This is a genomic window from Streptomyces sp. NPDC029466 (assembly GCF_055574515.1).
In genome coordinates this window covers 1-22,966 of sequence record NZ_JBVHZH010000025.1, presented here as the reverse complement: position 1 = coordinate 22,966, position 22,966 = coordinate 1, and the positions used below count along the sequence as shown (strand labels likewise).

At 72.0% G+C, this 22,966-nt stretch carries 22 protein-coding genes; 15 read left to right on the top strand and 7 right to left on the bottom strand.

Features of this window, described 5'->3' with window-relative positions:
- Positions 1–507, top strand: a complete 507-nt coding sequence (locus ACZ4XD_RS19960; protein WP_468043783.1) for a MarR family winged helix-turn-helix transcriptional regulator — start codon at positions 1–3, stop codon at positions 505–507.
- Between the two features lie 163 nt (positions 508–670).
- Here the strand turns inward: ACZ4XD_RS19960 and ACZ4XD_RS19955 are convergent, their stop codons facing one another.
- Entirely contained in the window at positions 671–1,753 is a 1,083-nt protein-coding gene (locus ACZ4XD_RS19955; protein WP_468043915.1) for a WD40/YVTN/BNR-like repeat-containing protein, read from the bottom strand.
- 493 nt (positions 1,754–2,246) lie between these two features.
- On the opposite strand from ACZ4XD_RS19955, the gene ssgD (ACZ4XD_RS19950) reads away from it, so the two are divergent.
- Positions 2,247–2,660 carry a spore wall synthesis regulator SsgD gene (ssgD, locus tag ACZ4XD_RS19950; RefSeq protein WP_468043781.1) on the top strand — a complete coding sequence of 138 codons (414 nt, stop codon included), beginning with the start codon at positions 2,247–2,249 and terminating at the stop codon, positions 2,658–2,660.
- A gap of 64 nt (positions 2,661–2,724) precedes the next feature.
- Here ssgD (ACZ4XD_RS19950) and ACZ4XD_RS19945 read toward each other — a convergent pair whose 3' ends face one another.
- Entirely contained in the window at positions 2,725–3,381 is a 657-nt protein-coding gene (locus ACZ4XD_RS19945; protein ID WP_468043779.1) for a TetR/AcrR family transcriptional regulator, read from the bottom strand.
- 137 nt (positions 3,382–3,518) lie between these two features.
- On the opposite strand from ACZ4XD_RS19945, the gene ACZ4XD_RS19940 reads away from it, so the two are divergent.
- The 3 genes from ACZ4XD_RS19940 (at position 3,519) to ssgD (ACZ4XD_RS19930) (ending at position 6,217) form a co-directional block, all read left to right on the top strand.
- Complete coding sequence (locus ACZ4XD_RS19940) at positions 3,519–4,037, top strand: PH domain-containing protein (protein ID WP_042161449.1); 519 nt, start codon at positions 3,519–3,521, stop codon at positions 4,035–4,037.
- Entirely contained in the window at positions 4,034–5,680 is a 1,647-nt protein-coding gene (locus tag ACZ4XD_RS19935; protein WP_468043777.1) for a PH domain-containing protein, read from the top strand. The genes ACZ4XD_RS19940 and ACZ4XD_RS19935 overlap by 4 nt, the downstream gene beginning before the upstream one ends.
- Before the next feature lie 123 nt (positions 5,681–5,803).
- The gene (gene ssgD / locus ACZ4XD_RS19930; RefSeq protein ID WP_468043775.1) at positions 5,804–6,217 is read left to right on the top strand and encodes a spore wall synthesis regulator SsgD; all 414 of its coding nucleotides are present in this window, start codon (positions 5,804–5,806) and stop codon (positions 6,215–6,217) included.
- A 113-nt stretch (positions 6,218–6,330) separates the two neighbouring features.
- Here ssgD (ACZ4XD_RS19930) and ACZ4XD_RS19925 read toward each other — a convergent pair whose 3' ends face one another.
- Entirely contained in the window at positions 6,331–7,095 is a 765-nt protein-coding gene (locus ACZ4XD_RS19925) for a polysaccharide deacetylase family protein (protein WP_468043773.1), read from the bottom strand.
- A gap of 148 nt (positions 7,096–7,243) precedes the next feature.
- Between ACZ4XD_RS19925 and ACZ4XD_RS19920 the strand changes: the two genes are divergently transcribed.
- From ACZ4XD_RS19920 to ACZ4XD_RS19905, 4 genes are all read left to right on the top strand, one after another.
- Positions 7,244–7,951 (top strand): response regulator transcription factor, encoded by a 708-nt coding sequence (locus tag ACZ4XD_RS19920; protein ID WP_042161105.1) that lies wholly within the window; start codon positions 7,244–7,246, stop codon positions 7,949–7,951.
- Entirely contained in the window at positions 7,948–9,555 is a 1,608-nt protein-coding gene (locus ACZ4XD_RS19915) for an ATP-binding protein (RefSeq protein WP_468043771.1), read from the top strand. The genes ACZ4XD_RS19920 and ACZ4XD_RS19915 overlap by 4 nt, the downstream gene beginning before the upstream one ends.
- Positions 9,552–10,235 (top strand): hypothetical protein, encoded by a 684-nt coding sequence (locus ACZ4XD_RS19910; protein WP_468043769.1) that lies wholly within the window; start codon positions 9,552–9,554, stop codon positions 10,233–10,235. Before ACZ4XD_RS19915 ends, ACZ4XD_RS19910 begins: the two co-directional genes overlap by 4 nt.
- 122 nt (positions 10,236–10,357) lie before the next feature.
- Positions 10,358–10,759 (top strand): DnaJ family domain-containing protein, encoded by a 402-nt coding sequence (locus ACZ4XD_RS19905; protein ID WP_468043768.1) that lies wholly within the window; start codon positions 10,358–10,360, stop codon positions 10,757–10,759.
- Positions 10,760–10,776: 17 nt separating this feature from the next.
- On the opposite strand, the gene ACZ4XD_RS19900 is transcribed toward ACZ4XD_RS19905, so the two are convergent.
- Complete coding sequence (locus ACZ4XD_RS19900) at positions 10,777–12,051, bottom strand: DUF4185 domain-containing protein (protein ID WP_468043767.1); 1,275 nt, start codon at positions 12,049–12,051, stop codon at positions 10,777–10,779.
- A gap of 253 nt (positions 12,052–12,304) precedes the next feature.
- Here ACZ4XD_RS19900 and ACZ4XD_RS19895 point away from each other — a divergent pair, with 253 nt between their 5' ends.
- From ACZ4XD_RS19895 to meaB, 3 genes are read left to right on the top strand one after another with little or no spacing between them, the layout of a single operon-like run.
- Entirely contained in the window at positions 12,305–14,188 is a 1,884-nt protein-coding gene (locus ACZ4XD_RS19895) for a methylmalonyl-CoA mutase family protein (RefSeq protein WP_468043766.1), read from the top strand.
- Complete coding sequence (gene scpA / locus ACZ4XD_RS19890) at positions 14,188–16,458, top strand: methylmalonyl-CoA mutase (protein WP_468043765.1); 2,271 nt, start codon at positions 14,188–14,190, stop codon at positions 16,456–16,458. The genes ACZ4XD_RS19895 and scpA overlap by 1 nt, the downstream gene beginning before the upstream one ends.
- Positions 16,459–16,468: 10 nt before the next feature.
- Entirely contained in the window at positions 16,469–17,476 is a 1,008-nt protein-coding gene (meaB, locus tag ACZ4XD_RS19885) for a methylmalonyl Co-A mutase-associated GTPase MeaB (protein ID WP_468043764.1), read from the top strand.
- Between the two features lie 164 nt (positions 17,477–17,640).
- Here the strand turns inward: meaB and ACZ4XD_RS19880 are convergent, their stop codons facing one another.
- On the bottom strand, positions 17,641–19,149 hold the full coding sequence (locus ACZ4XD_RS19880) for an MFS transporter (protein WP_468043763.1): 1,509 nt from the start codon (positions 19,147–19,149) through the stop codon (positions 17,641–17,643).
- Between the two features lie 85 nt (positions 19,150–19,234).
- Between ACZ4XD_RS19880 and ACZ4XD_RS19875 the strand changes: the two genes are divergently transcribed.
- The gene (locus ACZ4XD_RS19875) at positions 19,235–19,621 is read left to right on the top strand and encodes a MarR family winged helix-turn-helix transcriptional regulator (protein ID WP_468043762.1); all 387 of its coding nucleotides are present in this window, start codon (positions 19,235–19,237) and stop codon (positions 19,619–19,621) included.
- A gap of 51 nt (positions 19,622–19,672) precedes the next feature.
- On the opposite strand, the gene ACZ4XD_RS19870 is transcribed toward ACZ4XD_RS19875, so the two are convergent.
- On the bottom strand, positions 19,673–20,623 hold the full coding sequence (locus ACZ4XD_RS19870; RefSeq protein WP_468043760.1) for a LysR family transcriptional regulator: 951 nt from the start codon (positions 20,621–20,623) through the stop codon (positions 19,673–19,675).
- 109 nt (positions 20,624–20,732) lie between these two features.
- Positions 20,733–21,242, bottom strand: a complete 510-nt coding sequence (locus ACZ4XD_RS19865; RefSeq protein WP_468043758.1) for an ATP-binding protein — start codon at positions 21,240–21,242, stop codon at positions 20,733–20,735.
- A 196-nt stretch (positions 21,243–21,438) separates the two neighbouring features.
- Between ACZ4XD_RS19865 and ACZ4XD_RS19860 the strand changes: the two genes are divergently transcribed.
- Together ACZ4XD_RS19860 and ACZ4XD_RS19855 are read left to right on the top strand one after the other, a co-directional pair.
- Positions 21,439–21,675 carry a DUF397 domain-containing protein gene (locus ACZ4XD_RS19860; RefSeq protein ID WP_468043913.1) on the top strand — a complete coding sequence of 79 codons (237 nt, stop codon included), beginning with the start codon at positions 21,439–21,441 and terminating at the stop codon, positions 21,673–21,675.
- A gap of 219 nt (positions 21,676–21,894) precedes the next feature.
- Complete coding sequence (locus tag ACZ4XD_RS19855; protein ID WP_468043756.1) at positions 21,895–22,803, top strand: helix-turn-helix domain-containing protein; 909 nt, start codon at positions 21,895–21,897, stop codon at positions 22,801–22,803.
- Positions 22,804–22,966 lie beyond the last annotated feature (163 nt).

Genomic DNA, 22,966 nt, shown 5'->3' with positions numbered 1-22,966 from the left:
GTGACCGAGGACATCGTCGCGGGGGTGCTGCGCCAGTGGCAGCAGGTGCACCCGGGGCTGGACACCGGCCCGATGGCGGTGATCGGGCGGCTCAACCGCTGCTCCGCGCTGCTTCAGCAGGCGGCCGACGCGCCGCTGCGGAGGGCCGGGCTCACCCGGCCCGAGTTCGACATCCTCGGCACGTTGCGCCGGATGGACCGCGAGCTGACCCCCGGCCGGGTGGCCCGCGAGACCTTCGCCTCGGGTGCCGCGGTCACCAAACGGGTCCGGCAGTTGGAGGAGCGGGGGCTGATCGTCCGGCGCCCCGACGACCGGGACCGCCGCGTCAGCCATCTCTCGCTCTCCGAGGAGGGACGCGACACCATCGACCGGCTGCTGCCCGAACAGCTGCGGTACGAGGCAGCACTGCTCGACGGCATCGGCAACGAGCGGCAGGAGGAACTCTCCACGGCGCTGGGCGAGTTGCTGGTGGTGCTGGAGGGACGGCTCGGCAGCCTGCTGGACTGACGCCGACGGGTGGCAGCGGCGGCGGGCCGGGGCTGCCACCCGGGTGGGAGGGCAGCCCCGGCCGAAAACGGGCCGGAGTGCGCACGGCCGGAAGGGCGAACGCCGGAGCGACCAGTCTGCCAAGGGCAGCACGCCCTGGCAGAGCGCGCCTGTCACCCCACCCTCACCCTTCCAGTCGGGCGATCCTCCCCTTTTCGCCCGCGGCCCAGCAGCCCAGATCCGGGGCGCAGTCGACGGTGTCGTACGAGCCGGTGTCGAAGGTGTGCCAGGTGTGGCCGCCGTCGAGGGTCAGATCGCTGCCGGTCGGGCCGACCGCCAGGGCGAGGTGGCGGGAGTGCGGCAGCCAGGCGGCGCCGGAGCGGTACGCCTTCGGGGGTGCGGCGGCCGGTGTCCAGGTGGCGCCGGCGTCGTCGCTGACCGCGGCGGCGTGCGGTGAGGGCTGGTCGGGGCGGTAGTCGCCGCCGACCGCGAGGGCGTGGCCGCGGTCGCGGACGGCGAGGGCGAAGATGCCGCGCGCCGGGTCGCCCGCGGGCAGCGGGGTGTCGGTGACCGTCCAGGTACGGCCGCGGTCGGCGGTGTGCAGGACGCGGGCGGTGGCCGCGCCACCGGTCGCGATCCAGGCGTCACGGCTGCCGGAGGAGACCAGGCACTGGCCACTGGCGGCGAACGCGGCCTCGCCCTGCTGGGCCGGCGGCATGCCCTTCGACGGCAGTACCCGCCAACTGCGGCCGCCGTCCCCGGTGGACAGGATGCGGTACCTGCCGTCCACGGGGTCGCTGAGCGCGATGCCGTGCCGCCGGTCGAAGAAGGTCAGGCAGTCGTAGAAGGCGCGGGGGTCGGGGTTGCGGAAGCTTTCGGTCCAGGTGGCGCCGGCGTCATCGGTACGGAAGACACGCGAGGCCGCACCCTCGCCGATCGCGAGGACGACCGCGCGGCGCGCATCGAACGCCTCGATGTCGCGGAACTCCAGTCCCCCGGCACCGGGTGGGGAGATATTGCGCCAGTGTTTGCCGCCGTCCCGGGTGCGCAGCACGGTACCGCCCGTGCCGGCGGCCCAGGCGGTCGTACGGCTGACGGCGGCCAGGCCGCGGAAGCGGGCGGTGCTGCCGCTGTCCTTGAGCCGCCAGCCGGCGTGCCGGCCGGTGAGCGAGGCCGCCGTCAGCGGATCACGGGCCGGGGTGTGTGTCGCCGCGTAGGGGGCCGGGGAAGAGGTCGCGTCCATGGGGGCGTTCGCCGGTCGGGCCATGGCCATGGGGCCGGCCGCGAGGGTGGCGAGGGCCGCCGCACCGGCGGTGAGGGCCGCGCGGAGGCCGGCACCGCGTGGGCGCACCTCCCGCCCCTTTCTCTGGTCTGAGCCCAGACACAACAAACGTCCCGTGCGCCGCATTTCGCCCCACCCCGCTCTGGTTTTGGGCTGGAAGCTAGCCCAGCCCGACCGCCCCGTCCAGACCGCCGCCCGGCACCACCGGCGAGCTCCCCCGTCACTGCCCGCACCCGCAGGTGAGCCCTCGGTTGCCGTGGGGTCCTTGCCGAGGCACGCCCGTACGCCTGACGGCCCGTCACGTTGCGCCCCGGGAGGCCGGTCGCGGGCGTCGAGCCACCAACAAAGAGGGCAAATGCGTACATTCAAAGGCCCGTGACGCAGGTCACGTAGGAATCCAATGCACCTGGCGAGACGGCCCGTGCGTCTTAGTGGTCGAAGACTCAATTGAACCGCACCGAACACAAGGGAGCCGGCGATGTCCAGCGTCATCGACCAAGCCGTTCAGGCCCGTCTCATCGCGACTGCTCCCCGGTCGCAGGTGATCCCGGCGAGCCTGCGTTACGACCGCGCCGACCCCTTCGCGGTGCGGCTGGTCTTTCCGCCGGCCGCTTCGCTGGACGGGGCGGAGGTGACCTGGACGTTCGGGCGCGAACTGCTGGAGGAGGGCCTGTGCGGACCCGCCGGAGCGGGCGACGTACAGATCTGGCCGTACGACGCCGAAGCCGTGGTGATGGAGTTCCACGCCGCCGGCGGTATGGCGGTGGTGCAGTTCGAGGCGGAGGAGCTGAGAGCGTTTCTGACGCGGTCGTACGCGCTCGTCGCACAGGGCGACGAGGCGCGGCACCTGGACGTGGAGGCCGATCTCGCCGCCCTGTTGCGCGAGGCGTAAACCACCAAACTGTCGGCGCCGGAGCCCGACGGAGTTCCGGCACCCACTACATCGCCCCCTGCCCTCACCGCGCGCTCCCCCCGGCCTTCACCGGCTGTCCCGCCCCGGTTTCCGCCGTCCGCTCCGTGCCGAAGAGATTCGCCAGATGCAGGTCCAGCAGCCGTAGCGCGGTCTCGGGAGTGTGCACCTCCAGCAGGACGTAGGTGGCGAGCCCGTCGGCCGCGCTGATCAGCAGCATCGCCTCGTCCTCATTGGCGCGCTCCGGCGGCAGTTCACCGCGGTCCGCGGCCAGCCGCAGCTGGTCGGCGAAGAAGGCGCGGAGCCGGGGGATGCCCTCCTCGGCCTCGGCGCGCAGGACCTCGTCATGGACGGCGCGGGCGTAGTACGCGGCGCCGACCAGCAGCCCGATGCGGCTCCTGTCATCCAGCGGCAGCATGCCCGACAGACAGGCCCGCAGCACCTCACGGGGCGTCGGCTCCTCGGCCAGCGCCTCGATGCGCTCCCTGATCCGGTCCCCGGCAAGCCGGTTGATGTACCGGAGGGCGAAGAGCAGCATCTCGTCCCTGGTACGGAAGTAGTGCTGGAGCCGGCCCAGCGAAATGCCGGCCTCCGCGGCGACATCACGCAGACTCGCCCCGTCCAGGCCACGGGTGCCGGCGATCCGGCACAGCGCCTCGGAGATCTCCTGGCGTCTGGCTTCGTGGTCCACCTTCTTGGGCACGGATGACCTCCCTCGTACGGTGCGCGGTTCCTCGCGCGCGGGGTCGCTTCCGGGTACCGGGCCCGCTTTTACAAGTCGCTTGTACCGTTATAACGTACCGCTACTCAATACGCTTGACTTGGAAACCGGTGACCCTGATGCCCGAGCACGCCGCCCCGCTGCTTCGACCACCCCGCCACCGCGTCGATCCCCGGGCCCGCCGCTGGTGGACGCTCCAGGCACTGCTGACGCTCAGCGGCCCGATGCTGCTCACCGCGCTCACCATGGCAGTCCTCTCCCTGCTCTTCTTCCCGGGCGCGCTGCCCTGGCTCGGCCCGTTGTTGCTGGTCGTGCTGGTGCTGCCGGCCCTCGGCTATCTCCTGGTGATGCCGCGGTGGCGGTATGCGGTGCACGCCTGGGAGCTGGGCGGCCGGGCGGTCTACGCGGCGGGCGGCTGGTTCTGGCAGAAGCGGCGGATCGCGCCGCTGAGCCGGGTGCAGACGGTGGACACCGTGCGCGGGCCGCTCCAGCGGCGGTACGGGCTGGCGACGGTGACCGTCACGACCGCCTCGACCGCGGGCGACATCAAGATCGCCGGACTGTCCGACGCGGACGCCGAGGAGCTCTCCCAGCGGATCAGCGAGGCCGCGCAGGACGTGCCGGGTGATGCCGCATGAGCACGCCACGGGAGCCCGGCGCGCCCGGAGCAGGCCCCGGCGCGTCCGCCGGGTCCGGGCCCGCCGCCCCACCCGACGCCCCCTTCGAGGAGACGCCGTGGCGGCGGCTGGATCCGCGCACCCTTCTGGTGCACTGCGGCTGGATGGCGGCACCGTTCGGTTCGCTGGCGCTGACGGCGCTGGCCACCGGGGGCCGGATCAGCATCGAAGCCTGGATCACGCTCGCCGCCCTGACCGCCTCGTTCGCCGTCCTCACCACGCTCGGCCTGATCCGGTGGGCGCGTACGGACTTCCGTATCACCGTTCCCCGGGACGGCGAGGGGGCGGGCGGCGGCGCCTCCCCCACCTTCGATGTGCGCAGCGGGCTGCTGACCCGGCGGCTGCGCAGTGTGCCGCTGCACCGGATACGTACCGTCGATCTGACCGCGACACCGATCCACCGGGTGCTGGGCGTCACCGTGCTGCGGGCCGGTACGGCCGGCTCGGGGGACGGCAGCAACGAGCTGTCCCTGGAGGCGCTCGCGGTCCCCGAAGCGGAGCGGCTGCGCACGGAGCTGCTCGCCTACGCCGATGCCGAGGCGGTCGCGAACGACCCGGTGGTGGCCCGTATCAACTGGCGCTGGCTGCGCTATGCGCCGCTCACCTTCTGGGTCATCGGCGGCGTCTTCGTGGTGGCCGGAGGGGCCTACCGCGCCCTGGACGGCATCGGCATCGAGCCCTGGAAACTCGGTTTCGTCCAGCGGGCGTTCACCGAATTCGGTGCCAGTGCGCTCTGGCTGACGATCCCGGCGGCGCTGCTCGTCATCCTCGCCCTCGGTTCGGTCGGCGCGCTCGTCCTGTACGTCGAGAACTGGTGGAGCTACTGCCTGGAGTGGACCGACTCGCGCACGCTCCGGGTGCGCCGCGGGCTGCTCACCACCCGTGCGGTCACCATCGAACGCGCCCGGCTGCGCGGCGTGGTGCTGCGCGAACCGCTGCTGCTGCGGGCCGGCGGCGGCGCGCTGGTGCGCGCCGTGGCGGGCGGTCTGGGCAACCGCGAGGAGAACCGCAAGCGCAGCGGGCTGCTGCCGCCGGCGCCCCGCGCGGAGGCACTGCGGGTGGCGGGTGGCACCCTGCGCTCCCCCTTCCCGGGAAGCGCGGCGCCCGCGGCGCTGACACCGCACCCCCGGGTCGCGCTGCGCCGGCGGCGGGTGCGCGGTCTGCTGTTCGTGGCCCTGCCGGGCACCGCCGTGCTCGCCGGTCTCGGCGCGGCGTTCACTCCCGTCCTGCTGCACTGCGCCTGGATCTACGCACTGGTCACCACGGCGCTGTCGCTGTGGCTGGCCCGGGACGCGTACCGCAATCTGGGGCACGGTCTGGACGGCCGGTATCTGGTCGCCCGCTCGGGCACCTTCAGCCGCGACACCGTCGCCCTCCAGCGCGACGCCATCGCCGCCTGGACGTTCTCGACCTCGCCGTTCACCCGCCGGGCCGGGCTCGTCACGCTCACCGCGGCGGTCGCGGCGGGCGAGGACGGCTACCGCATCCCGGACCTCCCGGCCGCCGACGCCCCCGGCTTCGCCACGACGGCGGCCCCGGGAATCCTGGACGAGTTCCTGGTGCACCCCGGCCCGGCCCCCGTTCCGGGACAGCGAGGGCGGTAGCAAACCACCATCACCGCAACATGAGATACCTCACACCCATGTCGCGTGCACGGCGAGGCCGGGCACACCGTCCTACTGGACGAGCCTTTGCCCAGGATCCGACAGCCGTGAGGGAGCAGCGCGATGGACCCCGTCATCGACCAAGCCGTCCAGGTCCGCCTCATCGCCACCACCCCCGGCCCGCACGCGGTACCCGCGGTGCTGCACTATCAGCCCGCCGACCCGCTGGCCGTACGGATGTCCTTCCCGCCGGAGATCTCGCTGGACGGCTCGGCGGTGGACTGGGCGTTCGCCCGCGAACTGCTCGACGAGGGGCTGCGGGTGCCGGCCGGGCGGGGCGATGTGCGGGTGCGGCCGTCCGGTCCGGACCGCACGGTGATGGAGTTCCACGCGGACGAAGGCATCGCCATGGTCCAGCTGGAGACCACGGACGTTCGGCAGTTCCTCGCCCGCTCCTACGCGGCCGTGCCTGCCGGCACCGAGCCGGCCCACCTCGGTCTGGAGCGCGGCCTCGCGGAGTTGTTCGGCGCGGCATAGACCGACGCAAAAAGGGGGCGGCGGCACCGTCGCCCCCTTGGCGGGCGGCGGCGCCACTGCCCCAGACGTCAAACAGGGCGGCCCGAAGGCCGCCCTGATCCACCCGCCAGGCATCAGCGCTTGGGGAACCCGAACCCATAGCCCTGCTGCTTCATCCACGGCAGCAGCCGCTCCAGCGAGGCGACGGTCCGGGAGCGGTCGCCGCCGCCGTCGTGGAAGAGCACCGTCGGGCCGTTGGGGAGTTCGGCGCGCACCGTGGCGTCGATCATCTCGACGGTGCCGCCCTCGAAGTCCTTGCTGTCGACGTTCCAGCCCAGCGGTCGCATGCCGTGGTCCGCGGCCAGCTTGCGGCTGTAGGGCGTGAAGGCGCCGCCGGGGGCGCGGTAGTACTCGACCTGTGCGCCGCCCGCCGCGTTCTCGATCATCTGCTGGGCGTCGAGTATCTGCCGCGACTGGAAGCTCTCGGACTTGTGATTCATCCCGGTGTCGTGGTCGAGGGTGTGGTCGCAGAGCTTGTGGCCCGCGGCCACCACCTGCTTGACCAGGTCCGGGTGTGCCTTGGCCTGCGGGCCGATCATGCAGAAGACCGCTTTGACGTTCTGCCGCTTGAGGACCTCCAGCACCTTCGGGGTCCAGGTCGGGTCCGGGCCGTCGTCGATGGTGATGTTCAGGCTGCGGCCGGGACGGTCCGAGGCGTGCACGATCGAGGGGTCGACCGGTGCGGCACGGGACGTCTTCTTGGGTTGTTTGGCGGCGTCCGCCGCGCTGGAGTCCGTACCGGCTCCGGAGAAGACGAGCGTCCCCGCGGCCGCGAGTCCCACGACAGCCGCCGCGGCCACCCCGATGATGCCGCCCTCTTTACCGAAGCCCCGTGCCATCCCGATCCCGTCCCTCTTACCTGCGCGTGTGCGGTCCGACGGCGGTGGGTGCTGCATCCGCACCGCCCTGCACCACGGAAGATGCGGCAGAGATCGAGGAGGCTGCTCCTGTTACGGATCCATCATGAAACTTATTGATACTGGTCCCATGCCACGTGTACTTCTGATCGAGGACGACGCCGCCGTACGGGACGGGGTGACCCTCGCGCTACGGCGGCGCGGCCATGAAGTGGCCGCCGCGGCCAGCGGCGAGGAGGGCCTGGACGTCCTGCCGGGCTTCCGCCCGGACATCGTGCTGCTGGATCTGATGCTCCCCGGCAAGGACGGCTTCGAGGTCTGCCGGCTGATCCGCGCCGAGCGACAGCTGCCGATCATCATGCTCACCGCCCGTGGCGACGATCTCGATGTGGTGCTCGGACTGGAGGCCGGGGCCGACGACTACATCGTCAAGCCGGCCCGCGGTGAGGTCCTCGAAGCCCGCATCCGTGCGGTGCTGCGCCGTACCGCGCTGCCGGCCGAGGGCACCCCGGCCGCCGCCGAGCCGGGCCCGGCCCCGGTGGAGACCTACGGCGAACTGGCCATAGACCGCGCCGGCCTGGTGGTCGGCAAGGGCGGCCAGGACCTGGCGCTGGCCCCCTCGGAGATGAAGCTGCTGCTGTTCCTGTCCGCCACCCCGGGGCAGGTCTTCAGCCGCCAGCAGCTGCTGGAGCAGGTGTGGGAGCACAGCTACCACGGCGATGCGCGGCTGGTCGACGCCTGTGTCATGCGGCTGCGGACGAAGATAGAGGACACCCCGCGCAGCCCCCGTTACGTCCAGACCGTGCGCGGGTTCGGCTACCGCTTCGGACCCCTGTGAAGCGCCCCCGCCGCTGGGCGGACCTCCCCCGCCTCGGGCGCGGGAACCCCCAGCTGCTGCGTGGGCTGCGGGCCCGGCTCGTGGTGGGATTCCTGGTGGTGGCCGCCGTCAGTGCGCTGACCACCGCGCTGCTGACCTACCAGGAGGCGCGTAACGCGATCCTCCAGCGCTCCCAGGACATCGCCGTCAACGATCTGCGGGCGCAGGTCAATTCGCTGGCTCCCGAGCTCCCGGTGCCGCCGTCGCAGGCCGACCTGGACTCCTTCCGGGTCCAGCTGGAGCGTTCCGGAAAGTCCCGGGACTGGGACATTTCGGTGCACTACCGCGGTGTGCGGGACAGTGGCGACGGGAGTCTGCGCGGCGATGTCGTGATACCGGGCGGCCTCAACGAGTCGGTGGAGGAGCGCCATGTGCCGGCCTTCCAGCGGGTGGACCGCGGCGGGGACCCGTGGCTGCTGATCGGGATGCCGGTGCGGCAGACCGACGGCAAGGCCTCCGCGCTGTCCGTCTATGCCCAGCTTCCGCTGAGCGCCGAGGAGTCCAATGTCGAGGCGCTGGTGAGTGCCGCCCAGCGGGGTGCGCTGCCGGTGCTGGTGCTGACCGTGATCCCGGCGCTGCTCGCCGCGCGCGGGGTGCTCCGGCCCGTACGGGGGCTGCGGCAGGCCGCCGGGCGGATCGCCGAGGGCAAGCTGGACACCCGGCTGGAGGTCAAGGGCGCCGATGAACTCGCCGACCTGTCCCGGACGTTCAACGACATGGCGGCCCGGCTGGAGGAGAGCATGGCCGAGCTGCGCCGGCTGGAGTCCAACGCCCGGCGGTTCGCGGCCGATGTCTCGCACGAGCTGCGGACCCCGCTCGCGGCGATGACCGCGGTCACCGACGTGCTCGACGAGGACGCCGACTCCCTCGACCCCGACACCGCCTCCGCGGTCCGGCTGATCAGCCAGGAGACCGGGAAGCTGGCGCGGATGGTGGAGGATCTGATGGAGGTCTCGCGGTTCGACGCGGGGGCCGCGGCGCTCCATCTCGACGAGGTGGACGTCGCCGAGACCATCCGTAAGACCCTTCAGGCCAGGGCCTGGCAGAAGCGGGTGACGGCGGAGCTGCCGGCCGGCGTCCGGGCCCGGCTCGATCCGCGGCGGCTCGATGTGGTGGTCGCCAACCTGGTCGGCAATGCCCTGCACCACGGCGGCGAACCGGTCCGGGTGCGGCTGCACAGCCCGGAGCCGGGCGCGGACCGGCTGCTGATCGAGATCTCCGACAGCGGGCCCGGTATCGACCCCGAGGTCCTGCCGCATGTCTTCGAGCGCTTCTACAAGGCGGACTCCGCCCGCGCCCGTTCGGAGGGCAGCGGCCTGGGTCTGGCCATCGCGATGGAGAACGTACGGCTGCACGGCGGCGTCATGCGCGCGGCCAACTCCCCGGAGAGCGGCGCGGTGTTCACGGTGGATCTGCCGCTGCGCCATGCCGGGACGCACGACGCGGCGACCGAAGGGACGCAGGACGCGCCGGACGACCCATGGGAGGCCGGCGAGACACCGGACGGCGACCGGGGCGGCGCACACCCCGAGGCCGGGAAGCCCGGCAAGGAGAGCCACGTATGAGCGTCAGCAACGTCCGGAACACCCTGCGTGCGGTGCGGGCCCGGCGGCTCGTCCTGGGGGGTGCCGTCGCCGGGGCACTGGCCTGCGCTCTGTCCGGCGCGCTGACCGGCTGCGGGATCGCGCCCACCGATGTCATCGACGCCGGTGAACCCGCCAACGGCGTGCGGTCGCCGGGCCAGCCCGAGGCCGATGTCCAGCTGTTCTTCTACGGGCCGTCCGGGCTGCGCTCCGCGACCCGGCCGGCGAAGACCCCGGTCGACCCGGAAGAGGCCCTACAACTGCTCATGAAGGGCCCGAACCACGCGGAGCGGATGCGCGGCCTGACCAGTGTCCTGCCGAAGGCCCTCGGCGTGCCGCGCGCCGACACCCGCGAGGGCGCGGTGGTGATCACCCTGCCCGTGGTCGCCACCCGGCTGGACTCCGGGTCGCTGAACCAGCTGGTGTGCACGGCGGCCAATGCCCGGGTGCCGGGGAACAAGCCGTCCGGGGAGGTCGCCGTGACGCTGGTGAGCAAGGCCGACCGGATCGGCCCCATGGTGTGCGGCGGCAACAACGCCTTCCCCGTCGTCGAGCCGAGCCCGACCCCCACCTCGCCGTCCGGTACGGATCGGCCGGACACGGGTGAGCCCGGCACGGACGGGTCCGGCGAGTCCGGTCCGGAGCCGGGCCCGACCGGCTGAACCGCCGCGGCCGCCCGTATCGCCCCGGCTCCGCGTTACCGTGAAGGGAGGTACGGGCCCGCCCGGCACACCGTCCGGAGAAGCGGCCGACCGGGCCCCTGATCCCTCGGGAGACGCACGCGATGACCGAGCGCAAACCCCCCGGTGTCACCTTCGAGAGCTGGATCGACCGGCAGATCCGCGAGGCGACGGAGCGCGGCGAGTTCGCCGGCCTCCCGGGCGCCGGCAAGCCCCTCCCCCATCTCGATCAGCCGTATGACGAGATGTGGTGGATCAAGGACAAGATGAGCCGGGAGCACCTCTCCTACCTGCCGCCGAGCCTCGCCCTGCGCAAGGAGGCGGAGGACGCCCTGGCGGCCGCGACCACCGCTCCCACCGAGGCGGCCCTGCGCCGCATCCTGACACCGGTCAATGAGCGCATCCGCGCGGCGCTGCGCACCCCGCTCGAAGGCCCTCCGCTGAACCTCGTACCGTTCGACCTCGACGAGGTGGCCCGTAAGTGGCGTGAGCAGCACGGGAGTTGAAGGGACAGGCCCCCGGATCACGGCCCGACCGGGCCCAGCCGCACCCGCAGGAATCGCGGACGGTAGAGGTCCACATCGCCGTTGAGCCGGGAGTCGGCCGGGACACCGGGCGGGCCGAGCCAGTTGATGTCGTAGCTGAGCAGCAGTGCGCCGTCGGCGGTGAATTCCGGGTGCGCCTGCGGGTTGTAGACCGCGAGGTGCTGGGGGTCGGCAGCGGGTGGGCGGGGCGGGGTGAGCCGGCCGTTCGGCCCGCGCCAGGGGCCGTGGGGTGAGCAGGACCAGTAGCTGGTGAGGGACCGCATCCCGGCCGCGCCGCCGCCCCCGGTGTCCATGGTGATCAGCACCCAGGCGGGCCCGTCGCGGACGACGGTGAAGGCGGTGCCGACGCCGCGCGGGCCGCCGTCCCGCAGCACCGGCCGGGCCCGCCCGGCCCGCCGCTGCCAGTGGGCGCCGTCCCAGAACCGCCAGCTTCCGCGGTCCCCGAGCCGCCCGGCCGGGACCCGTGCGAGATAGGCGCTGGAGGCGGGTGCCGACGGCGGGTCGTCGCTGCCGAAGACATAGGTCCAGCCGCCGTCGCGGACCGCCGCCGCGCCGTAGAGGACACGCCGGCCCGGGTCCGCGGAGGTCGGGCCGGCGGCCCGGGTGATGCCTTCCAGGCGCAGGCCGGGGAGGGAGAGCGTGGCGACCTCGGTGCTGTGCGGCATGCCGAAGATCCACGGTCCGGTGCCGGGGGCGCGGTTCCACAGCAGGACACGGACCACTTTCCGGTCCGATCCCGGCCCGCGGGGCTCCACGCGCGCGCGGACCGGCCAGCGCCAGCCACCGCCGGGCGGGTCGGGGAAGAACGGTCCGGGGGCGGCCGCGGTGCCGCCGGTCAGGGTGCGCTCCAGCCGGCCCGAACGGGACATCACCACGGCGGAGTTGTGCCGCAGGAACGGGGAGCCGCCGGTGTCGGCGGTGCGCCAACGGCGGTGTTCCCCTTGCGGATTGGGTGGTTCCTGGATCCGGTCGAGGAAGGTGTCGGAGAAGAGCCAGAGCGTCCGGCCGTCGGGGAGGCGCACCGAGTGGGTGCCGTCGCCGCCGGTCCAGTCGTCGACCCGGGTGTTGTCATTGCCGTAACGGGCGAATTCCCCGGTATGCCGGGAATCAGGGGCCCAGGAGGCGATCCGGCGTCCGGCGCAGTCCGCGGCGTGGCCGGGGCCGGCGGTCCGCGGCAGCGCCCACAGAAGCGCGGCGACGGCCAGCAGCAACGTGGCGACGGTCACGGTGCGGGTCAACGGCGCCTTGGGCATCGCGCTCCTCTGGGGGTCCCCCCTGCTCCTCAAGAATTTGGGGGAGGGTGCCGCGCCCACCGTACTGAACCTGCGCCGACGCCCCGGGGCGGACACGTCCCGTAGGTCACCGGAGGACTTCGCGCGAGAGGGGCGACCCGTCCCACCTGCCCCATCCGGCCCATGGATATCAACATTTCTGCACGGTCAACGAGTGCAACGTCACAGCTGGAGCCCCTGCTCCAGCTAACGGTCGTTCGCCTAGCCTGCTGCCATGACCGCCGAGTCCCCCGAACTCCCCCTGGCCGCAGCCTTCCCGGATGCCGACCGCGCACAGTGGCAGCGCCTCGTCGAAGGTGTGCTGCGCAAATCGGGCGTCGCAGAAGCAACGGGCCCCGCCGCCGAGGACGCGCTCGCCACCGATCTCCAGGACGGCATCCGCGTCCGCCCGCTCTATACCGCCGAGGACGGTACGGCCGCCCTGGGCCACCCGGGCTTTCCGCCCTTCGTACGGGCCGGCCGGCCCGAGGGCACGACCGTCGCCGGGTGGGACGTACGCCAGCGCCATGTCCACACCGATCCCCAGCAGGCCAATGAGTCGGTGCTGGCCGATCTGGAGAACGGCGTCACCTCGGTCTGGCTGACCGTCGGTGACGGCGGGGTGCCGGTGTCCGGTCTGGAGCAGGCGCTGCGGGGGGTCTATCTGGACCTGGCCGCGGTGGTGCTGGACGCGGGGGCCGATTTCGCGGCGGCCGCCGAGGAGTTGCTGCGGCTGTACACCGCTTCCGGTGCGCCGCTGCGTGAGGCGGCCGGCTGCCTGGGCGCCGACCCGCTCGGCCTGCTGGCCCGTACGGGCGATGACGCCAAGCTGCGCCTCCAGTTGGAGTCGGCCGCCCGGATGGCCGCGCGCTGCGCCGCCGAGGCGCCCGGTGTGCGCGCGCTGGCGGTCGACGCGCTGCCGTACCACGAGGCGGGCGGCTCGGCCGCCGAGGAACTGGGCACCTCGCTGGCCACCGGTGTCGCCTATCTGCGGCAGCTGACGGGCTCCGGCCTCGATATCGACGACGCCTGCCGCCAGCTGGAGTTCCGCTATGCCGCCACCGCGGACCAGTTCCTGACGATCGCCAAGCTGCGGGCGGCCCGCCGGCTGTGGGCGCGGGTCGCCGAGGTGTGCGGGGCCTCCCCCGCCGCGTCCGCGCAGCGCCAGCACGCCGTCACCTCCACGGTGATGATGACCCGTCGGGACCCGTGGGTGAACATGCTGCGCACCACGGTCGCCGGACTGTCCGCGGGAGTGGGGGGCGCCGACGCGGTGACGGTGCTGCCGTTCGACGCCGCGCTGGGCCTGCCCGACGCGTTCGCGCGGCGGATCGCCCGCAACACCCAGTCCGTGCTGCTGGAGGAGTCGCATCTGTCGAAGGTGATCGACCCGGCGGGCGGCTCCTGGTACGTGGAGAACCTCACCGATGAGCTGGCCCGTGCGGCCTGGGCGTGGTTCCAGGAGATCGAGGGGGCCGGCGGCCAGGCCGCGGCCCTGCGCTCCGGGATGATCGCCGGCCGACTGGCCGACACCTGGGAGCGCCGTACCGAGGACCTCGCCCACCGGCGCGAACCGGTCACCGGTGTCAGCGAGTTCCCGCATCTGGCCGAGCCGCCGGTGCACCGCGAGCCGGCGCCCGCGCCGATCGGCGGAGGGCTGCCGCGAGTGCGCAGGGACGATGCGTTCGAGCGGCTGCGGGCGCGGTCCGATGCGCAGCTGGCCGCGAGCGGCGCCCGTCCCAAGGTCTTTCTGGCCGCGCTGGGCCCGGTCGCGACACACACCGCGCGGGTGGCCTTCGCCGCCAATCTTTTCCAGGCGGGCGGCATCGAGACGGTGGCCGAGCCCGCGCCGGTGGATGCCGAGTCGGTGGCCGAGGCGTTCGCCCGCAGTGGCGCGCGGATCGCCTGTCTGTGCGCGAGCGACACGGTGTACGGCGAGCAGGCGGCGGCCGTGGCGGCCGCGCTGAAGTCGGCGGGTGCGCTGCGGGTGCATCTGGCGGGCAAGCCGGGCGAGCGGCGGGACGAATTCGCAGCGGCCGGTGTGGACTCCTTCGTCTTCACGGGCTGCGACGCGGTCGAGGTGCTGTCCTCGGCCCTGGATGTCATGGAGGTGGCGTGATGGAGGAGACGACGCAGCAGACAGGCGCAGTCGGCGAAGCGCCGCACGGTTCCCCGGTGCCCGCGGGCGCCATCCCGGACTTCAGCACGGTCGAGCTCGGCGGCCCGGTCAGCGCGGACGCCGGCGAGGCCGGGGAGTGGGCCGCGGCCGTCCAGCAGGCCACCGGCAAGGGCGTGGCGGATCTGACGTGGGAGACGCCGGAGGGCATCGACGTCAAGCCGCTGTACACCGAGGCGGACCTCGACGGGCTGGACTTCCTGGGGACCTACCCGGGCATCACGCCGTATCTGCGCGGCCCGTACCCGACGATGTACGTCAACCAGCCCTGGACGATCCGGCAGTACGCCGGTTTCTCCACCGCCGAGGAGTCCAACGCCTTCTACCGCCGCAACCTCGCGGCCGGCCAAAAGGGTTTGTCGGTCGCCTTCGACCTGCCCACGCACCGCGGCTACGACAGCGACCACCCCCGGGTGACCGGCGATGTCGGGATGGCGGGCGTCGCGATCGACTCGATCTATGACATGCGGCAGCTCTTCGAGGGCATCCCGCTGGACAAGATGACCGTGTCGATGACGATGAACGGCGCGGTGCTGCCCGTTCTCGCCCTCTACATCGTGGCCGCCGAGGAACAGGGCGTACCGCCCGAGAAGCTGGCCGGGACCATTCAGAACGACATCCTCAAGGAGTTCATGGTCCGCAACACCTACATCTATCCGCCGCAGCCCTCGATGCGGATCATCTCCGACATCTTCGCGTACACCTCGCAGAAGATGCCGCGCTACAACTCCATCTCGATCTCCGGCTATCACATCCAGGAGGCCGGTGCGACGGCCGACCTGGAGCTGGCGTACACCCTGGCCGACGGGGTGGAGTACCTGCGCGCGGGCATCGAGGCGGGCATGGATGTGGACTCCTTCGCCCCGCGCCTCTCCTTCTTCTGGGCGATCGGCATGAACTTCTTCATGGAGATCGCCAAGCTGCGCGCGGCCCGGCTGCTGTGGGCGCGTCTGGTCCAGCGCTTCGACCCCAAGAACCCCAAGTCCCTTTCGCTGCGCACCCATTCGCAGACCTCGGGCTGGTCGCTGACCGCGCAGGACGTGTTCAACAACGTCACGCGTACGTGTGTGGAGGCGATGGCCGCCACCCAGGGGCACACCCAGTCCCTGCACACCAACGCCCTCGACGAGGCCCTGGCGCTGCCCACCGACTTCTCCGCCCGTATCGCCCGCAACACCCAGCTGTTCCTCCAGCAGGAGTCGGGCACCTGCCGGGTCATCGACCCGTGGGGCGGCAGTGCGTACGTCGAGAAGCTCACCCACGATCTGGCGCACCGGGCCTGGCAGCACATAGAGGAGGTCGAGGCGGCCGGCGGGATGGCCAAGGCCATCGACGCGGGCATCCCCAAGCTGCGCGTCGAGGAGGCCGCGGCCCGGACGCAGGCCCGGATCGACTCGGGGCGGCAGGCGCTGATCGGCGTCAACAAGTACCGGGTGGAGACCGACGAGGAGATCGAGGTCCTCAAGGTCGACAACTCCTCGGTGCGCGCCCAGCAGATCGAGAAGCTCAAGCGGCTGCGTGCCGAGCGCGACGAGGAGTCCTGCCAGAAGGCGCTGCGCGCGCTGACCGCGGCGGCCGAGTCCGGTCCCGGCGAGGGGCTGGAGGGCAATCTGCTGGCGCTGGCGGTGGACGCGGCCCGTGCGATGGCCACGGTCGGTGAGATCTCGGACGCACTGGAGTCGGTCTACGGACGCCACTCCGGCCAGATCCGTACGATCTCCGGTGTGTACCGAGACGAAGCAGGCCCCTCCTCCGGGGTGGAGCGCACCCGGTCGCTGGTGGCCGAGTTCGAGCGCGCCGAGGGCCGCCGGCCGCGCATCCTGGTGGCCAAGATGGGCCAGGACGGCCATGACCGCGGCCAGAAGGTGATCGCCACGGCCTTTGCCGACCTGGGCTTCGACGTCGATGTCGGCCCGCTGTTCCAGACGCCGGCCGAGGTGGCCCGCCAGGCGGTGGAGGCGGACGTCCATATCGTCGGGGTGTCGTCGCTGGCGGCCGGCCATCTGACGCTGGTGCCCGCGCTCAAGGAGGCGCTGGCGGCGGAGGAGCGCGAGGACATCACGATCGTGGTGGGCGGGGTGATCCCGCCGGCGGACGTACAGCCGCTGCGGGACATGGGCGCCGCCGCGGTGTTCCTGCCCGGCACGGTGATCCCCGAGGCCGCGCACGACCTGGTGCGGGACCTGGCGTCGGCCCTCGGCCACGAGCTCTGAGCGGGGGGTCATGCCTGCGACGATCGATGTCGAACGGTACGCCGAGGGTGTCCGGGCGGGTTCCCGGGCCTGGATCGCCCGCGCCGTCACCCTGGTCGAGTCGACCCGCCCGGACCACCGGGCGGTGGCCCAGCGGCTGCTGATCGAGCTGCTGCCGTACTCCGGTTCGGCCCGCAGAGTGGGCATCAGCGGGGTGCCCGGTGTCGGCAAGTCGACCTTCATCGACGCGCTCGGCACCCTGCTGACCGGGATGGGGCACCGGGTGGCGGTGCTCGCCGTCGACCCGTCCTCCAGCCGTACCGGCGGCTCCATCCTGGGCGACAAGACCAGGATGGAGCGGCTGGCGACCGACCCGGCGGCGTTCGTCCGGCCCTCCCCGACGTCCGGCACCCTGGGCGGGGTGGCCCGGGCCACCCGGGAATCCATCGTGGTGATGGAGGCGGCGGGCTATGACGTGATCCTGGTGGAGACGGTCGGCGTCGGCCAGTCCGAGACCACCGTCGCCAACATGGTCGACACCTTTCTGCTGCTGACCCTGGCGCGGACCGGTGACCAGCTCCAGGGCATCAAGAAGGGTGTGCTGGAGCTGGCGGACCTGGTCTCCGTCAACAAGGCCGATGGTCCGCACGAGCGCGACGCCCGGTCCGCGGCCCGTGAACTGTCCGGTGCGCTGCGGCTGTTGCAGCCGCCGGACGCGGCCTGGACGCCGCCCGTGCTGACCTGTAGCGCCCGCGAGGGCACCGGTCTGAAGGGCGTCTGGGAGCGGGTCGAGCAGCATCGCACCCTGCTGGAGTCCACCGGGGCGCTGGCCGAGCGGCGCCGGGTCCAGCAGGTCGACTGGACCTGGTCGATGGTGCGCGAGCGGCTGATCGACCGCCTCCAGGAACACCCCGAGGTACGCCGCTTGGGCCCGGAGGTCGAACGCGCGGTGCGCGACGGCGAACTCACCGCGACACTGGCCGCCGAACGCCTGCTGGCCGCCTTCGGCCTGGGGGACGGCGCGCCGGGCGAAGCCTAAAGGGCGGGGCATGTGCGCGAAGTCGGACACGCGGCGCATGCACGAGGCATCCGTCAGCGGGTCACACGGAGGCGTACGCACCACGGCACATCCCGGCTGCGGCTCGTGCCACACACCGGGATGTGCCGTGACCGGACCGGTCAGTCGCCTCGGGACCGGACCGGTCAGTCGACGAGGGCGAGCTCCCGCTCGTCCGAGGGCTTCTCCGGCTTCACGGCCGACTTCTCCGCCGGCTCTTCCACCGACGCGGCCGCCGGCTGCTCGGCCTTGCGCCGTCCGAACACTCCCGACACTCCGATGAGCAGGCCGATCGCCGAGAGGACGGTGATCGTGAGCAGCGCCGGGGTGAAGCCGGCGAGCAGGGCGTCGGGGCCGGTCCTGCCTTCGCCTCCGGCGGTGAGGACCGCGGTGACGATGGCGAGTCCGATCGCGCCGCCGACCTGCGTCGAGGTGTTCAACAGGCCGCCGGCCAGGCCCTGTTCGTGGTCCGGGATACCGGCGGTGGCCTGGATGTTGAAGGACGCGAAGGCCAGGGTGAACCCGATACCCAGCAGGATCATGCTGGGCAGCACACCGACGGCGTACGGGGCGTCCCGGTCGATGACGAGGAAGAGCACGTAGCCGACGAGGTGGGCGATGACGCCGCCGGCGATGGTGCGCGCGGTGCCGACCCGTTCGATCAGGGGGTCCATCCGCGGCGAGCCGAAGGCGACGATCACCGCGGCCGGAAGGAAGCCCAGCGCGGTCTGGAGCGCCGACCACTGCAGCACCGACTGGAAGTAGAGCATGACCACGAACTGGAAGCCGATGTAGCCGCCGAAGAACACGGAGATGCCCAGGTTGGCCCGCGCCAGCGAGCCCGAGCGGAGGATGCCGAGCCGGACCAGCGGATGCGCACTGCGGCGCTCGATCACGAGGAAGGCGGCCAGCAGCACCGCGGCGATCGCGAACTGGATCAGCGTCTTCGGCGCGGCCCAGCCGGCCTCCGGCGCCTCCACGACGGTGTAGACGAGCAGCAGCATCGCGCCGACCGAGGTGATCGCCCCGGGGATGTCATAGCCGCCGGAGGCGCGGGGACCGTCCTTGGGGAGCAGGCGGTTGGCCGCTATCCACGCGATCACCGCGACCGGGACCGGCAGGAAGAACGTCCACCGCCAGCCCACCTGGGTCAGCAGGCCGGAGAGCACCAGGCCGGCCGAGTAGCCGCTGGCCCCGAAGACGGAGAAGACGCCCAGCGCCTTGTTGCGCGCCGGCCCTTCGGCGAACGTGGTCGTAATGATCGACAGCGCGGCGGGCGCGGTGAACGCCGCCGCCATGCCCTTGAGTATGCGGGTGGCGATGAGCAGGGCTCCGTCGTCGACCAGACCACCGAGCACGGAGGCCGCGGCGAACACGGCCACCGCGGTCAGGAACACCCGGCGGCGGCCGAGCAGGTCGGCGGCGCGGCCACCGAGCAGCAGCAGCCCGCCGTAGCTGAGGACATAGCCGCTGACGATCCACTGAAGCGCGCTGGTCGACAGACCCAGGTCCGCCTGGATGGAGGGGAGCGCGACGCCCACCATCGAGACGTCGAGCGCGTCGAGGCCGATGACCAGGGAGACCGTGAGCAGAACTCCCCAGAGTTTGGCGTCCCACGTGGGGGTGGAGACGGACAGGGGTGCGGAGGAAGTCATGCGATGAGCCTTGCATGCACGCACATCGAATGCAAGCGCATTTAATCTTCGTGCATCAAATGTCGGCGCATGTTAACCTGGCCCCATGAAGGGTCGCTCGGAGCAGGAACTGGTCAAGGAGTGGCACGGGCTTCTCGCCCGCCATGCCACCGTGCACAGCGCCCTGGAGCAGGAGTTGCAGGCGCAGCACGGCCTCAGCGTCAGCGAGTTCGAGGCGCTCGAACTCCTCGCCTCCTCCGACCACGGCAAGTGCCGCGGCCAGGACCTCACCAATGTGGTGCACCTGAGCCAGAGCGCCGCCTCCCGGCTGGTCGCCAGGCTGGAGCGAGGTGGCCTCGTCGAGCGTGTCATGTGCGATCTCGACCGCCGCGGCATCTTCGTCGTCATCACCGACGAAGGCCACAAGCGCTACGGCGACGCCAAACCGACCCACCGCTCAGTTCTGGCGCGCACCCTCCACGGAGAAGACTGACCCGCTCCCGCCGACAGTCGCTGACGAGTCACGGTCGATGACGAGTCACGGTCAGAGGTCTTCCTGCGCGACGCCCACCGGCCCCTCGGACTGCCGCGGCTCCTGTGCCGGTGCGCCATATTGCGGCCGGCCGGTGAAATGGGCGACGGCCAGGTCCCGGAAGCGTGCCGCGGCCAGGGTGAGATAACTGTCCTCGCGCCGGACCAGGCTCAGGGTCCGTACGCAGTCGGGGGTGTCGAGATGCAGCCAGGCGAGCGGCACGGACGCGAGGTCGGCGCGGGCCAGCGAGGGCATCAGGCCGATACCGAGACCGGCCGCGACCAGGAAGTGGGTGGCGCCCGGTTCGTCGCCCTCGCAGGAGATCACCGGGCGGCGGCCGATCGCGGCGAACAGCCGCTCCAGCAGCGCCCGTTGCCAGTGGCCCGGCCGGGTGGTGATGAAGGGTTCCTCGGCGAGCGCGGCGACCGTGACCCGTTCGCGGCCGGCCAGCGGATGCGCGGCCGGGACCACGAGCAGCACCTCTTCGTGCAACAGCCGCACCGCCCCCAGACCGGGCCCGGACAGCGGCTGCGAGGCGATGCAGAAGTCCACCTCCCGGGCCCGCAGCTGCTCCCGCATCACGTGGGGGGTGGACTGGAAGCAGCGGACGGTGACCCCGGGGTAGGCGGCGCGGTATCCCGCCAGCAGCTCGGTGAGCGGCAGCAGCGTCTCGGCGGCGACGGCCACCCCGCCGTCATCGAGTCCGGCCGCATCGGCCATCTCCCGGCGGGCGTCGTCGAGTTCGTCCAGCGCCCGCTCGACCCGGGTCAGGAACGCGGCGCCGTAGCGGTTGAGCCGGATGGCGCGGCCGTGCCGGTCGAAGAGCGGCACGCCCAGTTCGGCCTCCAGCCGGGCGATCGTCCGGCTCACGGAGGGCTGCGCCACCCGTAGTTCCTCGGCGGCCCGGCTGATGTGCTCCCGGCGCGCGACCGCACGGAAGTAGCGCAGGGACAGCAGATCCATCGGCTTCTGGGGCCTTCCGCTCGGGTGACGGCGACCCGGGAATCGTCACACACGGCAGACCATGGCCCGCTTCGCGCGCGGGCCGCCGCGAGGTCCCGTACGAGCGGTCTCAGCCGCGTACCGACATCGCCGCCCAGACCGTCTTCCCCGACCGGTCGGGGGGCGTCCAGCCCCAGGACTCGCTCAGCCGGTCGACGATATGGAGACCGCGCCCGGATTCCGCCAGGGCGTCCTGCTGCCTGATGACGGGAGCGCCGGGGCCGGCGTCCGATACCGCGCACAGCACGGTGGTCTCCTGCCGGGTCAGTGCCAGCCAGGCATTGCAGAAGGGGGTGGGAGCCGCCGCGTCCCCGCCCTCCGGCCCGGGGTCTCGGAAACCGTGCCGCAGGGCGTTGCTGACGAGTTCGGAGACGACCAGGACCGCGTCATCGGCGAGGCCCGCGCACACCTGCCAGCCTTCGAGCGTCGCCCGGGTGAAGCGGCGGGCTTCCGGCACGGTGCGTGCGGTGCCGCTGAGGGCGCAGGCGGCGAAGCCGTCGGGGGTGGGCATCCACCAGGCGTCCTCACACGGTTCCTCCCGAGGGGCGTGGTGCACGGTCTCTGCCGGATGTGTGGTCATCAACATCTCCGCGAAGGGGATTTCGGGGCTGGGCCGGACTGCCTCGGAGGGTTAATATCCTCGGCAGCCGTCACCCGGTGCAAGTGCATCTGCAATTACATCGGCAAGGACGGCGCCCCAGGGGCTCGTTCACGCCAAGGTGATCGAAGGCTCGGCATCGGTCGGAGGAATGACCTCCAGTAAGGGAGCAGCTGTGATGGAGCCGGTGAGCAACGGCATACAGGCGACCAGCATCGAAGGCGCCGTCTGGCGCAAGAGCCGCCGCAGCAACCCCAGTGGCAACTGTGTTGAACTGGCGGTTCTTTCGGACGGCGGGGTGGCGGTGCGTAACTCCCGGTTCACCTCGGGGCCGGCCCTCATCTACACCCGCGAGGAGATGGTGGCCTTCGTCCAGGGTGCCAAGGACGGCGACTTCGACGATCTCATCGCCTAGGACCGACGCGGACGCCGCCACGATTGGCGCATATGTCGACTGGATAGTCACCCCGGCTGTACGCATGCTGGGGGCGATGGGACACTGGGCATTCGCCCGACCACTCAGGGGAGTCAGCATGAGCGAGCGCCGGATGGGGGTTCACCCGGCCGGAGGTCGGCGGACCGTTGAAGGGTGCGCGCCGCGCGCAGGCGAGGCCGCGCGAAGTGAGGTTTCGGCATGAACGCCGCGCAGCCGAGCAGCAGTCCGTCCCTGCGCCGCTATCTCGACCACCCGCGGGGCGGTCCGACCGTTCTGCGCATCGTGCTGGGCACCCAGCTGCGCCGGCTGCGGGAAGCGGCGGGCATCACCCGGGAGGCCGCCGGGGACGCCATCCGCGGCTCACACGCCAAGATCAGCCGGCTGGAACTCGGCCGGGTGAGCTGCAAGGAGCGGGATGTCGCCGATCTGCTGACGCTCTACAACGTCACGGACGAGGCGGTCCGCGCCGACTTCCTCAATCTGGCCCGCCGGACCAGCAGCCCCGGTTGGTGGCACCAGTACGGCGATGTGCTGCCCGGCTGGTTCGAGACGCATATCGGCCTCGAAGAAGCCGCCTCGGTGATCCGAACCTACGAAGTCCAGTTCGTACCGGGCCTGTTGCAGACCGCCGACTATGCCCGTGCGGTGGCGCAGCTCGGTCATCCGCGGTCCTCACCCGAGGAGATCGAGCGCCGGGTGCAGCTGCGGGTCCAGCGTCAGGAACTGCTGACCGTCCCGGACGCGCCGCGGGTGTGGGCGGTGATCGACGAGGCGTCCCTGCGCCGCCCGCTCGGCGGGCCGGAGGTGATGGCCGACCAGCTCAGACATCTGCTGAAGATGACCGAGCTGCCGAATGTGACGCTACAGATCGCGCCGTTCAGCCTCGGTGGACTGGCGGCGGCCGGTGGTCCGATCACGATCCTGCGGTTCCTGGAGCCGGATCTGCCGGACATCGTCTATCTGGAACAGCTGACCAGCGCGCTCTATCTGGACAAGCGCGATGATGTGGACCACTACCTCGCGGTGATGGACCGGCTCAGCGCCCAGTCCGAGTCGCCGCGCGAATCCGTGGCGATCCTGGAGCGGCTGCTCAAGCAGGAGAGCTGATCCGCACGTCTCGGGTGAGCGGGGGGGGGGGGCCCCCCGGGGGGTCCCCCCCCCCTCCCCCTTTTTTGGGGCCCCCCCCCCCAGGTTTTGGGGGCGACCTCCTCCCCCACCCCCCCCCCCGTTTGGTGCTTTTGGGCGCCGCCCTCTGCTCGCTTCCCCCGTG